This is a genomic window from Parvimonas sp. D2 (assembly GCF_035282635.1).
Lineage (GTDB): Bacteria > Bacillota > Clostridia > Tissierellales > Peptoniphilaceae > Parvimonas.
The window spans coordinates 1-15,334 of sequence record NZ_JAYKBO010000001.1 but is presented as its reverse complement, the minus strand read 5'-3'; the positions used below and the strand labels follow the sequence as shown (position 1 = coordinate 15,334).

The 15,334-nt window shown below is 27.2% G+C and carries 15 protein-coding genes; 4 read left to right on the top strand and 11 right to left on the bottom strand.

The genetic code is table 11. The features are described 5' to 3' along the window. Positions 1 to 6 precede the first annotated feature (6 nt). The 6 genes from VJI77_RS00075 to VJI77_RS00050 form a co-directional block, all read right to left on the bottom strand. Positions 7 to 942 (bottom strand): ABC transporter permease, encoded by a 936-nt coding sequence (locus tag VJI77_RS00075; RefSeq protein ID WP_009372761.1) that lies wholly within the window; start codon positions 940 to 942, stop codon positions 7 to 9. Further along, the gene (locus VJI77_RS00070; protein WP_323987825.1) at positions 942 to 2,018 is read right to left on the bottom strand and encodes an ABC transporter permease; all 1,077 of its coding nucleotides are present in this window, start codon (positions 2,016 to 2,018) and stop codon (positions 942 to 944) included. The genes VJI77_RS00075 and VJI77_RS00070 overlap by 1 nt, the downstream gene beginning before the upstream one ends. Then, positions 2,011 to 3,546, bottom strand: a complete 1,536-nt coding sequence (locus tag VJI77_RS00065; protein ID WP_416383253.1) for an ABC transporter ATP-binding protein — start codon at positions 3,544 to 3,546, stop codon at positions 2,011 to 2,013. Before VJI77_RS00065 ends, VJI77_RS00070 begins: the two co-directional genes overlap by 8 nt. Before the next feature lie 155 nt (positions 3,547 to 3,701). Further along, on the bottom strand, positions 3,702 to 4,343 hold the full coding sequence (locus tag VJI77_RS00060; RefSeq protein WP_313960720.1) for a YigZ family protein: 642 nt from the start codon (positions 4,341 to 4,343) through the stop codon (positions 3,702 to 3,704). Beyond that, entirely contained in the window at positions 4,333 to 5,607 is a 1,275-nt protein-coding gene (gene hflX / locus VJI77_RS00055) for a GTPase HflX (RefSeq protein ID WP_323987824.1), read from the bottom strand. Before hflX ends, VJI77_RS00060 begins: the two co-directional genes overlap by 11 nt. Positions 5,608 to 5,763: 156 nt before the next feature. Beyond that, a complete protein-coding gene (locus VJI77_RS00050) occupies positions 5,764 to 5,991 on the bottom strand; it encodes a helix-turn-helix transcriptional regulator (RefSeq protein WP_009354291.1) in 228 nt (75 codons plus the stop codon). Positions 5,992 to 6,216: 225 nt separating this feature from the next. On the opposite strand from VJI77_RS00050, the gene mgtE (VJI77_RS00045) reads away from it, so the two are divergent. Continuing rightward, positions 6,217 to 7,611, top strand: coding sequence for a magnesium transporter (mgtE, locus tag VJI77_RS00045; RefSeq protein WP_323987823.1), 1,395 nt, complete (start codon positions 6,217 to 6,219; stop codon positions 7,609 to 7,611). Next, positions 7,601 to 8,977, top strand: a complete 1,377-nt coding sequence (gene mgtE / locus VJI77_RS00040) for a magnesium transporter (RefSeq protein WP_323987822.1) — start codon at positions 7,601 to 7,603, stop codon at positions 8,975 to 8,977. The genes mgtE (VJI77_RS00045) and mgtE (VJI77_RS00040) overlap by 11 nt, the downstream gene beginning before the upstream one ends. A 73-nt stretch (positions 8,978 to 9,050) precedes the next feature. Here the strand turns inward: mgtE (VJI77_RS00040) and VJI77_RS00035 are convergent, their stop codons facing one another. After that, complete coding sequence (locus VJI77_RS00035) at positions 9,051 to 9,689, bottom strand: XRE family transcriptional regulator (protein WP_009372567.1); 639 nt, start codon at positions 9,687 to 9,689, stop codon at positions 9,051 to 9,053. Between the two features lie 166 nt (positions 9,690 to 9,855). On the opposite strand from VJI77_RS00035, the gene VJI77_RS00030 reads away from it, so the two are divergent. Then, positions 9,856 to 9,987 (top strand): hypothetical protein, encoded by a 132-nt coding sequence (locus VJI77_RS00030; RefSeq protein WP_009354266.1) that lies wholly within the window; start codon positions 9,856 to 9,858, stop codon positions 9,985 to 9,987. A gap of 144 nt (positions 9,988 to 10,131) precedes the next feature. Next, a complete protein-coding gene (locus VJI77_RS00025) occupies positions 10,132 to 10,740 on the top strand; it encodes a Maf family protein (RefSeq protein ID WP_323987821.1) in 609 nt (202 codons plus the stop codon). Positions 10,741 to 10,789: 49 nt separating this feature from the next. On the opposite strand, the gene truB is transcribed toward VJI77_RS00025, so the two are convergent. The 4 genes from truB to infB form a co-directional block, all read right to left on the bottom strand. Then, positions 10,790 to 11,692 carry a tRNA pseudouridine(55) synthase TruB gene (gene truB, locus VJI77_RS00020; RefSeq protein WP_323987820.1) on the bottom strand — a complete coding sequence of 301 codons (903 nt, stop codon included), beginning with the start codon at positions 11,690 to 11,692 and terminating at the stop codon, positions 10,790 to 10,792. Further along, a complete protein-coding gene (locus VJI77_RS00015; protein ID WP_323987819.1) occupies positions 11,682 to 12,674 on the bottom strand; it encodes a DHH family phosphoesterase in 993 nt (330 codons plus the stop codon). The genes truB and VJI77_RS00015 overlap by 11 nt, the downstream gene beginning before the upstream one ends. Continuing rightward, entirely contained in the window at positions 12,646 to 13,044 is a 399-nt protein-coding gene (gene rbfA / locus VJI77_RS00010; RefSeq protein WP_009732815.1) for a 30S ribosome-binding factor RbfA, read from the bottom strand. Before rbfA ends, VJI77_RS00015 begins: the two co-directional genes overlap by 29 nt. A 9-nt stretch (positions 13,045 to 13,053) precedes the next feature. Then, positions 13,054 to 15,334, bottom strand: a 2,281-nt coding sequence (infB, locus tag VJI77_RS00005; RefSeq protein WP_323987818.1) for a translation initiation factor IF-2, incomplete at its 5' end; no start/stop codon positions are given.

The following is a 15,334-nucleotide window of genomic DNA, read 5'->3' as shown; positions in this document are numbered from 1 at the left end:
TATTTATTAATCTTCTAATTTTATATATGGAACACCTGCTGAAGATGGCCCCTTTGATTTTCCTACAAAGAAAATGAGTACTAATAATGTACTAATATATGGTACCATTGGCAAAATTGATTCAGGAATATTAATATTCAAACTTGGTAATAAAATTGCTAACTCTTGAGCTGCTCCAAAGAATAAACATGCTCCCAAAACACCATATGGTTTCCATTTTCCAAAAATAACTGCTACTAATGCTATAAAACCATGTCCAGAAACTAAAGACTGTGAAAAATTTGATACAGTAGCTAAACTCATAGTTGCGCCACCAAAACCAGCTAACAATCCAGATATTATTACAGCAAAATATCTATATAAATAAACATTTACATTTAGAGTTTCTGCAGCTTTAGGATGTTCGCCTACTGCGATTAATCTTAACCCAAATTTAGTTTTATATAAGTAAATTGACATTAATATAACTAAAGCTATAGCTACATAAGTTGTAACATATTGTCCTAGAATTTTATCTATAAAATCAACACCTGTTAAATTATCAAATATTTTTAACATTTTTCCTTCACCTTCGGCAACAGGAATAGTTTGTTTTGCTCCATCAAACAAAAGTGAACATATAAATAAAGCCACACCAGGTCCAATAAAGTTAATAGCAATACCAGAAACAACTTGATCCGCCCCAAATGTTATACTAACAATTGCGTGGATAAGTGCTACTAGAGATGCTGCGATACCTCCTGCTAAAAATCCTAATAATGCACTTTTTGTAAAATATCCTACTGCAGCGCCTGCAAAAGCACCTATAGTCATCATGCCTTCTAATCCGATATTTGTAACACCTGCTTTTTCTGTAAACATTCCACCTAAAGCAGTAAATAATAATGGAGTAGCAAATAATAATGTATCAGATATAAATAAAGCTATTTTTAATAAACTCATTACTTTTTACCTCCAACTTTCTTAAATTTACTTGAAATGATTTTTATAACTAAAGGCATCGAAATAAATAAAACAATTATACCTATAATAATTTGCACAATTTCATAAGGAACTCCAAGTAGTTGTTGAACCCTAAATCCGCCTCTTTTTAAAACACTAAAAAAGAAACCGGAAAATATTGACCCAATAGGATGACTGTTAGCTAAAAGTGCAACAGACATGGCATCAAAACCATTACCTTCAGCTACAGTTAATCTTGCAACATTTCCTGCAAACCCTAAAACTTTTACAGCTCCTGCAACCGCACATAGTGCACCTGATAATCCCATTGATAATACAAGATTCTTACCAACGTTTATACCACCAAATTCTGCAGCATTTGGATTTAATCCAACTGCTTTTAGTTCATATCCTTTGGATGTTTTATTTAATAAATAATAAACTAAAAATGCTAAAATTATTGCCAATATAATTCCAAAATTTATATCAGCAGAAAAGAAATCTTTTACGAAAGGAATAGAAGAATTTCTTAATCCTTGAAACATTTTTATACTTGCTGTAGATTGAATATCGTTTGAAGTTTGTCCAGTTTCATTATAAAACTTTCCAAATGTCACTACTAAATTTGAAAAATATAAAGCTATCCAATTTAACATAATTGTTGTAATTACTTCATGAACGCCAAACTTTGATTTAATCCAACCTGCAAATCCACCCCAAGCCATTCCTGCCAAAGCAGCTAGTATAATACAAACTATTGGATGAATAATTGGAGGTAATTTTAAAAAGTATCCAAAAAATGCAGCTGTCAAAGAACCAATTATAAATTGACCTTCAGCTCCAATATTAAATGCTCCAGTTTTAAACGCTAGCGAAACTCCAATACTTCCTATGATTAATGGAACTGCATCAACTAATGTTCTAGCAAAAAATTTTGGTCTTGAAAAAGTAGTTTCTATCATTATTTTATAATAATTAATAGGATTAAATCCTGCTATCATAATAACCATAGAACCTACAACAAATCCGATTAATACAGAGAATAAAAGTAATAGTATTTTTTTTCTACTATTCATTATTAATAACACCTCCCGCCATCATAAGTCCTAATTCATTTTCGTTGGCATCTTTTGCTAATTTTTCCCCAACAATATTGCCTTTGTAGATAACAGCTATTCTATCAGATAAATCCATTACTTCGTCTAATTCAAAGGAAATTAATAATACAGCTTTTCCTTTATCACGTTGCTCTACAATATATTTATGGATTATTTCAATAGCACCAACATCTAGTCCTCTTGTAGGTTGTGCAGCTATCAATAAATCAGGATTGTTATCAATCTCTCTTGCTAAAATTACTTTCTGTTGATTTCCACCAGAAAGTCCTCTGGCAGTAGCATGAATATCATTTGGTCTTATATCAAATTTATCAATCATCTTTTGTGTATATGATTCTATCTCTTTAAAATTTAATATACCTTTTTTAGAAAAAGGAGCTTTACCTCTTTTTTCTAAAATCATATTTTCTGATACTGAAAAATCTAGCACTAAACCATGTTTATGTCTATCCTCAGGAATTGTACTGATTCCACTTTCAATAATTTCATAAACTGATTTATTAGTTATATCTTTACCAAGGATGGTAATATTCCCTGACTCAACTTTTCTAAGGCCTGTAATAGCTTCAATAAGTTCTGATTGACCATTTCCGTCAACTCCAGCAATACCTAAAATTTCACCTTTTCTTACATTAAGACTCAAGCCTTTTAAAGCTGGTAAATATCTATTATTAAGAACATTAATATCTTTGATATCTAATACAATCTCACCAATTTCGTTATCTTTTTTATTTACACTAAAACTAACTTCTCTACCAACCATTTTCTCAGCTAACTCTTTTTGTGATGAGTTAGCAACAGTAACTTTATCAATAAACTTTCCACGACGAATAATAGTACAATAATCTGCCATTTTTTTAATTTCATCTAATTTATGTGTAATTATTATGATAGATTTTCCTTCATTTCTTAAATTATTACAGATATTAATAAATTCTTCAATTTCTTGAGGAGTTAATACCGCTGTAGGTTCATCAAAAATAATTATTTCGGCACCTTTATATAATGCTTTTAAAATTTCAACTTTTTGTTGAGAACCAACTGTAATATCTTGAATTTTTTCATCTAAGTCTATATTGAATCCATATTTTTCAATTATAGAAAGTACTTTTTTACGTGATTTATCAAGATCAATAAGTAAACCTTTAGTATCCTCCGTTCCTAATACAATATTTTGAATAACACTAAAAGGTTCTATCAACATAAAATGTTGGTGAACCATACCAATACCATTCTCAACTGCTATTTTTGGTGTCATATTTGTATATCGTTTGGAATTAATAAAAATTTCTCCAGAATTTGGTGAATATAACCCATAAAGTATATTCATTAAGGTAGTTTTTCCAGCACCATTTTCTCCCAACAGAGCATGTATTTCTCCCTTTTTTAATTCAAAGTCTACTTCATCTAAAACTTTATTTTTTCCAAAAATTTTAGTGATGCCCTTCATAACTACTATACTGTCATTAGTTTTGCAATCAGACAAGTCAAAGCCCTCCTCTAAATTGTTTGTATTTTTTATACCATTACTAAATATTATACAATAAAAACTATCTTAATACAAGAAATAAAAATGTAAATTTCATAAAAAACTATATAAAATTTACTATTATTTTAATAGCATTATAATAATTATTTGAACTAATCAACAAATACAGACCCATATTTCTCACCATTAATCTTAATTAAACAATTGTTTGATGTTTCATTAATAATAATACTTTCTATTAATTTATAGTTTTCTTTTTTAATTGATAAATTGATTTTTACTTTTTCTAAATACTCTATATTTAGTACATCTAAACCTAAATTATTTATAATGTTCTCAATTTTTCCCCAATAAACATAGTCTAATACAATATCCAAATCATAAAAAAGTTCTTTTTTAACAATTTTTGACTTTTCTAGTACTCCAACTATTGATTTTGTATATGCTCTAACAAGGCCGCCTGCACCTAATAAAATACCACCAAAATATCTTGTAGAAACTACTAAACAATTAGTTAAATCTTTTTTTCGGAGCACTTCAAGCATTGGAATTCCCGCAGTTCCTGATGGCTCACCATCATCTGAATATTTTTGTATTAACTTATCCACTCCAATAATATATGCAAAACAATTATGCGTAGCATCTTTATATTTCTCTCTTATTTTTAAAATATATTTTTCAGCCTCATCAACACTTTCTATATAGAAAGAATGGCCAATAAACTCTGATTTATTAATAATGAAACTATACGATTGATTACTATGAATGCTTAAAAATGCTTCGTTATTTTTCATTTACTTCATATCCTTTATATATTAAATAGTCTTCTGGTTTTAAAAAGACTTCCAAAAAACAGCCATTTGCAATATGCTCAATAAATTTCGGTGAATAATTATTTAAAATATTACTCAAAATTTTCTGACTATCATAAGGAATTAACAGCCTTGTTTTTACTAATGATGAAAATAGTTTTTTCTCAATTTCGTTTAAAAGTATAATAATATCTTCATCACTTTTTGCGCTAATAAAAACTTTATCTTCAATATTTGCATATTCTAATTTAATATTTTCATCAGTTATTTTATCTAATTTATTGAAAACATAAATTAATTTTTTATCGTTACATTCAAGTTTTTTTATCATATCATTTGTTATTTTTATTTGTTCATCAACATTTCTATTTGAGATATCAATAACATGTAAAATTAAATCAGAGTATTTTATTTCTTCAAGTGTTCCTTTAAAACTTTCAACTAAATTATGTGGAATATCAGAAACAAAACCTACAGTATCTACATACATTACTTTTGAACCATTTAAAAGTAATCCTTCTCGCACAAATGTATCTAATGTAGCAAACAACATATCCTTAACAAAAACTTCTTTAATTTCAGAATTTTCATCTTTTCCATATGAAATTAACTTATTTATTAAAGTTGACTTCCCAGCATTTGTATATCCAACAAGAGAAATAATTGGCTCTATTGAATTAATTCTCTTTTTTCTAATTTCATTTCTATTTTTCTCAATCTCTTTAAGTTGCAAAGTGATATTTGATATTTCTCTATTTATAGTTCTTCTATCCAATTCAATTTGTTGTTCGCCAATTCCTTTACCACCAATTCCTCCCTGCTGTCTAGAAAAACCACTTCTAAGTGCAGATAATCTTGGTAATGTATATTTTAGTTTTGCAAGTTTAACTTGAAGTTTAGCCTCTTTCGTTCTTGCTCTTTCGCTAAAAATATCTAAAATTAAATTAGTCCTGTCAATAACCCTAATACCTATAATTTCTTCTAGGTTTTTTACTTGAGAGCCTGTCAATTCATTATTAAAAACTACAAATTCAGCATCCAATTTTTCGCAATAGTCTTTAATTTCATTTACTTTTCCTTTCCCAACGTAAAAAGCCTTATCGATATATGACTTTTTTTGAGTCAAACTTAAAACTACTTCTCCATCTAAAGCTTCAACTAATTTTTCTAATTCATTAACTTTATCTTCTAAAGTTTTTTCATCCATATCTATATTTACAGTAACTGTAATAACTTTTTTATTCATAAGAACTCCTTAATTAATACTAAGTTTAATTGTATCATAAATTAATATATAAAAACAAATAAGAACCCCACCCTTCCACGACGCTTTGAATCGGGTAAGTTCCCGGGAACCTTGTTGTTTCACAATAAAAAAGCACACTGAAAAGAGTGCACTTACTTAAAATATTTTACTTTCATTTTTAAAGAAGAAAACTTCTCCAAATTTTCTATTTAATTCTGTTGATATGGTCAGAGCAAGTCTTACATCTGGAATAAAACTACCATTTTCTATTGAAACTATCATTTCAGTTGAAACACCTATTAAAATAGCTAATTCTCTTTGAGAAAGTTCACTTTCAACTCTAAATTTTTCAACATTATTCTTTTCAGATAATTTTCTATTCATAAGATCACCCCTTTTTTAGTAAAACTTAAAATATAGTTTTAATTACAAGTTATATTATGTTTTTATTCTATCATTAAAAGCTTTAAAAGTCAATTTATTAATGTATATCTTAATTATATTTTGTAGTATTAATTAATTTATATTTAAAAAGATTTTTATAAAACATAAAATATGATATAATGTATTTGAATAAATTATATAAATTTTTTTAATAGGAGGAGATATATGAATTTAAAAGAAAATTCTTTGGAAAAAAGCAAAAATATAGCTAATGAACTACGAATTGCATTAGAAGAAAAAAACATTTTTCATTTAAGAGATATAATTTACGACACAAATGAAGTAACTCTTGCAAATATTTTTGAAGAATATTTTGATATAAAAGAAATTCTATTTATGTTTAAAGTTATAAAAAAAGAAAAAACTGCTGAAATTTTTGCTTATCTTCCTCAAAATATGAAGCAACAAGTAATAAATGGTCTACAAGATCATGAAATAAAAGTTATGTTGGACTATATGTTTACAGATGATATAAGTGATTTTTTAGAAGAACTTCCAGCAAATATTGTTAAAAGAGTCCTTAACTCAGCTTCTAATCAAAGAAGAAGTGAAATTAATATGATTTTAAACTTCAAAGAAAATAGTGCTGGTTCTGTAATGAGTACTGATTATGTTGAACTTGATCCAGAGATTACAGCTGATGAAGCACTAAAAATGATTAAAGATAAAGAGAGACTTGCTGAAACTATTTCTTATTGTTATATAACTAATGATCAACATATACTTTTAGGCTTTGTTTCAATGAAAAGTATATTACTTGCTTCTTCAAATACTCTAATTTCTGATATTATGGAAACAGATGTTATATCTGTAGAATGTGACGAAGATCAAGAAGAAGTAGCAAAAATATTTACTAAATATGATTTATTGGTACTTCCTGTTGTAAATGATCAACATAGGCTAATTGGGATTATAACTATTGATGATGTATATGATATTATTCAAGAAGAAGTTACAGAAGACTTACAAAAAATGGGTGGTATTACACCAATAGAAGGATCTTATATAAATATGTCTATAATTGAAATGGTAAAAAGTAGAATAACTTGGCTTTTAATACTTATGATTTCTGCAACAGTATCTGGATTTATTCTAGCTAAAAATACCGACTTAACTTTAAAATTTCCTTCTTTAGTAATTTTTATTCCAATGCTTATGGATACTGCAGGAAATGCTGGAAGTCAATCTAGTGCGATGGTCGTTAGAGGTATTGCTGTAGACAATTTAAGTATTAGTGATTTTAAATATGTAATAAAAACAGAATTTTTAAATTCCTTGATTTTAGGTGCAATATTGTTTACTGTAAATATATTAAGAATTTTAATTTTTATGCCAAATATTTCTATTTCTATAGCAATCTTAATTTCAGGAACGATTTATATAATTATAACTATTGCAAATTTAATTGGTGGAATTTTACCATTGTTGGCAAGTACTCTTAAGCAAGATCCCGCTTCTATGAGTGGACCAATTCTGACTACCGTTTGTGATGCAATATCACTTACTGTATATTTTGCTCTTGCTTCTTTGTTTTTAGGGGGTAGAATTTATGGAATATAACTTTTTAGAATATAGTAAAGAACAATTATCTTCTCTACTTCCTGAATTAATAAAAGAGAAAAAAGTATTATTAATAAGAGAAATTTTTGATGAATATAATATAGTTGATTTAAGTGAAATATTTAGTGAATTAGAACTTGATGAAGCAATTTTTGTTTTTAAAATTTTACCAAAGGATATTTCCGCTGAGTTATTTACTTATTTAGATCCACTACATCAAGAAAGATTAATTTCAGCTCTATCATCTATGGAAGTAAAAGGCATTTTAGATAATATGTTTAGTGATGATATAATAGATTTTCTTGAAGAAATGCCTGCTAATGTTATTAAATATATTTTAGATAATGTACCATCAGAGCACCGAAAGGAAATTAATACTCTTTTAAGTTATGAAGAAAATACAGCTGGGTCAGTAATGAGTACTGACTTTGTTGAACTTTTTGAAGAAGATACAGTTGAAGAAGCAATAAAAAAAATAAAAGAACAAGCTGAAATTGCGGAAACTGTAAATGTCTGCTTTGTTATAGATAAAAGAAGAGTTTTAGTCGGCATAGTAAATTTACGAGATATTATTATTGCAAAAAATGATAAATTGATATCAGAAATAATGGATAAAAATATTCACTATGTTTATACAAATACAGACCAAGAAGAAGTTGCTTATTTATTAAGTAAATATGACCTAACAACTATTTGTGTATTAAATGATCAAAATTGCTTAATTGGAATTGTTACTGCTGATGATGTTTTGGACATTTTAAATGAAGAAGCAACCGAAGATATCCATAAAATGAGTGGTATTGTTCCTACTGATGGATCTTACTTAAAAACAGGAATTAAGGAAATGGTAAAATCAAGAATATCCTGGCTTTTAATTTTAATGATTTCTGCAACTTTTACAGGATATATTTTACAATATTTTGAAGATAAACTTAGTGCATTAGCCATCTTATCAGCATCAATTCCTATTATAATGTCAACTGCTGGTAATGCTGGAGCACAAAGTTCAACTATGGTAATTAGAGGAATAGCTGTAGATGATTTAAACATTAAAGATTTTTTTATTGTTCTAAAAAAAGAATTATCTGTTGGGCTACTTTGTGGATTAATATTATTTATTACTAATTTTATTAGATTATATATTTTTGGATCTAAAAGTACAACTTTTGCAATAAGTTTTGTTGTTAGTCTTACCATAGCAATTTCGCTAATTTCTGCAAATTTAGCGGGTGGAGTACTTCCATTAATTGCAAAAAAACTTAAAATGGACCCAGCAAGTGCCGCTGCACCTCTTATAACAACTATTGTAGACGCAACTAGTTTAATAATATATTTTATGCTAGCTATAGCTATTTTAAAAATTTAGTATTTGATATTAAAAAGTGTAGATGAAATAATAGAACATCTACACTTTTTTTACATTTATATAAATTTTTTAACTATAAATTAACACAATACATAACAACCTTTCCTAAAATGCTGAATTCATCATCTTTTGAAAACTTAAAATCTGTAAATGAATGATAAGTAGAACAAGGCCTAAAAATTATATCTTCCCCATCTCTGAAAAATAACTTTAAACTATATTCCCCATTTTCAGAAAAGACTACAATATCTTCATCTTCTAAATTATAAATAGGATAATTTAGTTTAACCGCAATGTAACTTCCATTTGGTATCACTTTATTCATACTCTCTCCATTAACATGCATTATGAGAATATCATCGTCATTTGCATAAGGTCCCATAACTGAATCACTTATTTCTATCTTCTCAAGTTCAACATCATAATTAGGACCATCAGGTAATCCTGCAGAAACCCCATAAGGTAAATAATTATATACTGATGCCTTTGTTGAATTAGGAGAATTTGAATAGTGCTCCCATCCTAAAATTTCTATTGGACTTGAATTATAGATTTCCGCTAACTTCAATAATCTATCTATTGGAATATTTGTTATTATATCATTTTCATACTTAAATAAATTTTGTTTACTTGTGCCAATAAGTTCTCCTGCATCTTGCAGTGTAAGATTAGCTTTTTGTCTAAGTTCTTTTAATCTTTCTCCTGTTGTCATACTATCACCTCTACTATTCTACAATAATTATACAACAAAATAACTTAAAAAGCAATTTATTTTATATTTTTTTAAATTTTTCTTAAAAAGTATCTTGACAAGTTATTTTTTGTGTTGTATAATAAAAGTAACTTAAAAAGTGATTTATTAATTGGAGGAAAGAATTATGCAAAAAAGAAAAAATAGAAATTCAGAGTTTAATACTCTAGAAATGCTTAAATTACTGTTAACTTTTACAACTTTCACTTTATCATGTTTTTTTATGATAATGTATGGAGTAACTGGAAAGTTGATTTAATATAAATTATAAATTATAAATTATTAAGGAATAATTTTATATTCTATTAAAAGTTGAGTAATACTGGATTAAAAAACATCTTATATTGAGATGTTTTTTTATTTTTGATATAATTTAATTATAAAAATTTGTTAGGAGTATTTTATGAATAATTATGATATTATTTTAGCTAGTAATTCACAAAGGAGAAAAGAGCTTTTAAAATTCATATATAAAGAATTCAAAGTAATTCCTGCTAATATTGATGAGAGAAATTTAGAACATCAGTTTTTAAGTAGGACATCTAAAGATAACAAGTCAAAATTTAGCAAATTATGTGATATACTATCATTTGAAAAATGTAAAGATGTAGCTAAAGATTACAAGAGTGCTTTAATTATTTCAGCAGATACAATTGTTTATGATGATATGTATTTGTTTGGAAAGCCAAACAATTATGAAGAAGCAAAATATATGTTAGAATATTTATCTGGAAAAGAACATATCGTCCAAACCTCAGTTACAATATACTTTAATAATACTTTCTCAACATTTTTAGAAAAAAGTTATGTATCATTTTATGACTTGGACGAAATTCAAAAAGAAACAATTGAATCATACATTAAAAATGAAAATCCATATGATAAAGCTGGTGGATATGGAATACAAGATGGTGCTAGTCTTTTAATAAAACATATAAATGGTGATTATTTTAATATTGTTGGGCTTCCTATTTCAAAATTAAATAGAAAATTATTAGAAATCGTATCGTAAAAAATCTAGTGAATAAACACTAGATTTTTTACTTTTTATATTATATTTTTCAATCACACATATCATCATTAGGATTATAGAATATATTTCTCATTTTTAAGAGTTTTCCATTTTCTTGTGGAATAAATTCTCCAATTCCAATAAAAATATTATCACAGTATATTTTAAATATTCCTTCTTGTTCAATATTAAATATTTTTCTAAGCCCATTTGAAATATGCTTAAAATATTTTTTATCAAAATTTATGCTTTCATATTCAAAAACATCTTCTACCTTAATCAATGAATTTTTTAATTGCATTTCATCAAAGTTTTTGAGTCGTTCTAATGATAAAGCATTTTCAATTGAAAATATTCCATATTTACTTCTACATAGAGAACTCATATAAGCAAAATTATCTGTATCTGATGCAATGTCATTAAATAACGTGCGGATATATGTTCCTTTTGAGCAGTTTACTTCAAAACGTATTTTATTATCATAAAAATTTAGAATTATAAGAGAATAAATTTCAGCCTCTCTTTTTTCTCTTTCTACTTCAATTCCTAATCTTGCATATTCATATAATCTTTTTCCATCTTTTTTTAAAGCAGAAAACATTGGTGGTGTTTGCAAAATTGTTTTGTTATCATATCTTTTTATAACTCCAAAAAACTGATTTTTATCTAAATTTATTTCTTTAGAATTAAGACTTTCACCCCAAATATCTAAAGTATCAGTTTCAATTCCCAGAGTCATTTCTCCAACATAACATTTCCCCATACTTTGAATATATTCAACAATCTTTGTAGCATTACCAATAGCTATGGGTAAAACACCTGTTGCATTTGGATCAAGTGTACCGGCATGTCCGACCTTTTTGGTCTTATATATTTTTCTAACAATATTTACTACATCCCTACTTGTAAATCCTTTTGGTTTATAGACATTTATTATACCATTAAAACTCATTAGGATACTCACTTTTTAATTTTTCTAAAAATAAATTAACAACTGTATTAAAATCTCCATCTATAATACAACCAGCTGCTCTTGTGTGCCCTCCACCGTTAAAATGACTACATACCTTAGAAACATCTACAAAATCTTTACTTCTTATGCTACCTTTAAATAAGTTTTCTTTCATTTCTTTAAATAGAATAGAAACTTCAAATCCATTAATATCTCTATAATAATTTACAACATCATCAACCATATCCATTGTTAAATCGGTACCTTCAAAATCAGATTCGAACATTCCTATTACTGCAACTTTATTGTCAAAATATAATTTCGCTCTATTTATTAATTTATTTTTTAGCATTTCAACTTCAAAAATATTATTTTGATAAAGTTTTTTATAAATATAGTCTTTATCTGCACCTAAATCATAAAGATTAGCACATACTCTTAAAGTAGAAGAGGTAGATGATTCATATAGAAATCTATATGTATCAGTATTAATTCCTACTAATAGAGCATTCGCTATATTTTTTGAAATTTTAAAATCAAATTCTTTGAATAAATTATAAACTATTTCACAAGTTGAACTCATATTAGGAAATACATAGTTTAAGTCTCCAAAATAATCATTAGTCTTATGATGATCTATATTTATAGTTTTTTTAACTCTTTTTCTAAAAAGTTCACCAATATCTCCAGGTCTATCTATCTCACCACAGTCAACATAAATTAATAAATCTAAATCTTGTTCTGCAGTTTCTATAATATTATCAATAGTATCAAGAAATAACAAGTTTTTTGGAAAATCATCTACTTTTATTCCAAAAATATTTTTCTCCAAATTCTCTCTTATTCCAAGTATTACAGATATTGTAGAGCCTATATTATCTCCATCAGGATTTTTGTGAGAAATAACTCCAATATTTTCAGATGATTTAATTAAGTTTAAAATTTCTTCAGTGCTATTGTTCTTCTTCATCAACATTACCATATAATTCTCTCTTTTCTCTATCCTCTTTTGAAACTTTTATTATTAATTCATTCATTAAAGCTGCTTTTTCAAAAGATTCATCCAACTTAAAAATTAATTTTGGAGTATGTCTTAAATCTAAAGCATCTGCAATTCTTTTTTTCATATATCCAGTTGCACTTTCTAAACCCTTCATAATTTTATCTTTAGTTTTTTCATCTCCAAAAATACCTATGCTAACGTAACAAATACCTAAATCATTTGTTACGCTAACTTTTGTTATATTTGTTATTGATGGATTTATTCTATTATCTTTAATTCCATTATATATAGCATCTGATAAAACTCTATTAATTTCAGATTCTATTCTCCCAAGTCTTTTTGTATTCATAAAAAACCTCTATCTTTCAACTTCCTTGTCAATATAAGCTTCAATTATATCAGTTTCTTTTAAATCATTATAATTTGCAATTCCCAATCCACCTTCATATCCAGTTAAAAGTTCTTTTGCATCGTCTTTAAATCTTTTCAATGAACTAATTTCTCCTTCATGTAAGATTATTCCATCTCTAAGAAGTCTGACTTTTGCATTTCTAGTAACTTTACCATTTAATACATAAACTCCAGCTACAGTACCTATTCCTGGAACTTTAAATGTTGCTCTAACTTCAGCTCTACCAATTACTTCTTCAACAAAAGTAGGAGCTAACATTCCTTTTACAGCTAATTTAATATCTTCAATTGCATCATATATTACTCTATATGTTCTGACATCAACATTTTCATGTCTAGATAAGTCGATTGCTCCTTGTGATGGTCTAACATTAAATCCAATTATTATAGCATTACTTGCAGCAGCTAACATTACATCAGATTCATTGATTCCTCCAACAGCACCGTGGATTATATTAACTTTAACTTCTTCATTACTCAATTTTTCTAAAGAATTTTTAACTGCATCAACAGTTCCTCTTACATCAGTTTTAACAATAATTTTAATTTCTTTTAAATTACCATCTTGAATCTTATCAAATAAATCATCAAGTGATACTTTACTTCCTGAAGCAATCATATTTTCTTTTTGAACATTTATAATTCTTTGAGCATATCCTCTAGCTGTTTTTTCATCCTTAACTGCATATATAAAACTTCCAGCTTCTGGTACTTCTGAAAGTCCTAAAATAACGGCTGGCATTGAAGGTGTAGCCTTCTTAATTTTCTTTCCTTTATCATCAAACATAGCTCTAATTCTTCCTGTAGAAGTTCCTGAAATAACTATATCTCCAGAATTTAAAGTACCTTTTTGTACTAAAATTGTCGCTACTGGCCCTCTTCCTTTATCAAGCTGTGCTTCAATTACAGTTCCAATAGCCATTCTATTTGGGTTTGCTTTTAATTCTTCAACTTCAGCAACCATTAATACCATTTCTAATAATTCATCAATTCCTTCTCCAGTTTTTGCTGATACTGGCATAGTAATTACATCTCCACCCCAGTCTTCAGGTAATAATCCATTATCTGCAAGTTCAGTCTTTACTCTTTCAGGATTAGCTCCTTCTTTATCTATTTTATTGATGGCTACTATAATTGGTACTCCAGCATCTTTTGAATGATTAATTGCTTCAATAGTTTGAGGCATAACTCCATCATCTGCAGCAACTACAAGAATAGAAATATCAGTAACTTTTGCTCCTCTAGAACGCATTGCTGTAAATGCTTCGTGCCCAGGAGTATCTAAAAATACTATTTTACTATTATTAATATTTACTGTATAAGCTCCTATATGTTGTGTAATCCCACCAGCCTCTTGAGATGTAACTTTAGACTTTCTAATATAATCTAACAAAGAAGTCTTACCGTGGTCAACATGACCCATTACTGTTACAACAGGAGGTCTTGTTACTAAATCTTCTTTTTTATCTTCATAATCTAATGATAAAATTTCATTTTCTTCAGTTATTTCAGGTGTTTCTAATACAACTGTTTTTCCAAACTCTTCTGCAATCAAACTTGCACAGTCAAAATCAATTTCTTGATTAAGCCCAGCCATTATACCTAAAGCAATTAGCTTTGAAATAACTTGAGAACTATTAACTCCTAAACTTTCAGAAAAATCTTTAACTGTAATACTTTCAGGAATTTTAATTTCTCCAACATTTTCTACCTTATTTTCAAATTCTAAGTCACTATCACTTTTAGTTTTATGGTTTGCTTTATTCTTCTTTTTAGTAGGTTTTAAAATAAGATTAGGATTTCTATCTTCTCTCATTTTATGTTCATTTAATGACTTATTTTTTTTGTTTTTTTCTTGACCTTGTAAATGTGTTTTTCTAGCATCTCTCTTTTCTATTGCTGGATCTACTTCTACAACATCATCTAAAAACTCTCTATTCCTATCGTCGAATTTTTTTCCAAAATCTTTTTTATCCTTACTAAAGTTTCTATTGTCTTTATTGTATCCATCTCTTTTATCTTTATTATAAGGTCTATTATCTTTATTGAAATTTTGCTTTTTATCCTTATTATAAGCATCTTTTTTGTCTTTACCAAAATTTCTATTATCTTTATTATAAGAATCTTTTTTATCTTTATTAAATGACTTACTATCTTTATTGAAATTTTGCTTTTTATCCTTATTATAAGCATCTTTTTTGTCTTTACCAAAATTTCTATTATCTTTA

Bases quoted from the DNA above. Each gene is read 5' to 3' on its own strand.
- VJI77_RS00075 (WP_009372761.1), bottom strand. From the start codon at position 942: ATGAGTTTATTAAAAATAGCTTTATTTATATCTGATACATTATTATTT.
- VJI77_RS00070 (WP_323987825.1), bottom strand. From the start codon at position 2,018: ATGAATAGTAGAAAAAAAATACTATTACTTTTATTCTCTGTATTAATC.
- VJI77_RS00060 (WP_313960720.1), bottom strand. From the start codon at position 4,343: ATGAAAAATAACGAAGCATTTTTAAGCATTCATAGTAATCAATCGTAT.
- hflX (WP_323987824.1), bottom strand. From the start codon at position 5,607: ATGAATAAAAAAGTTATTACAGTTACTGTAAATATAGATATGGATGAA.
- VJI77_RS00050 (WP_009354291.1), bottom strand. From the start codon at position 5,991: ATGAATAGAAAATTATCTGAAAAGAATAATGTTGAAAAATTTAGAGTT.
- mgtE (WP_323987823.1), top strand. From the start codon at position 6,217: ATGAATTTAAAAGAAAATTCTTTGGAAAAAAGCAAAAATATAGCTAAT.
- mgtE (WP_323987822.1), top strand. From the start codon at position 7,601: ATGGAATATAACTTTTTAGAATATAGTAAAGAACAATTATCTTCTCTA.
- VJI77_RS00035 (WP_009372567.1), bottom strand. From the start codon at position 9,689: ATGACAACAGGAGAAAGATTAAAAGAACTTAGACAAAAAGCTAATCTT.
- VJI77_RS00030 (WP_009354266.1), top strand. From the start codon at position 9,856: ATGCAAAAAAGAAAAAATAGAAATTCAGAGTTTAATACTCTAGAAATG.
- VJI77_RS00025 (WP_323987821.1), top strand. From the start codon at position 10,132: ATGAATAATTATGATATTATTTTAGCTAGTAATTCACAAAGGAGAAAA.
- truB (WP_323987820.1), bottom strand. From the start codon at position 11,692: ATGAGTTTTAATGGTATAATAAATGTCTATAAACCAAAAGGATTTACA.
- VJI77_RS00015 (WP_323987819.1), bottom strand. From the start codon at position 12,674: ATGGTAATGTTGATGAAGAAGAACAATAGCACTGAAGAAATTTTAAAC.
- rbfA (WP_009732815.1), bottom strand. From the start codon at position 13,044: ATGAATACAAAAAGACTTGGGAGAATAGAATCTGAAATTAATAGAGTT.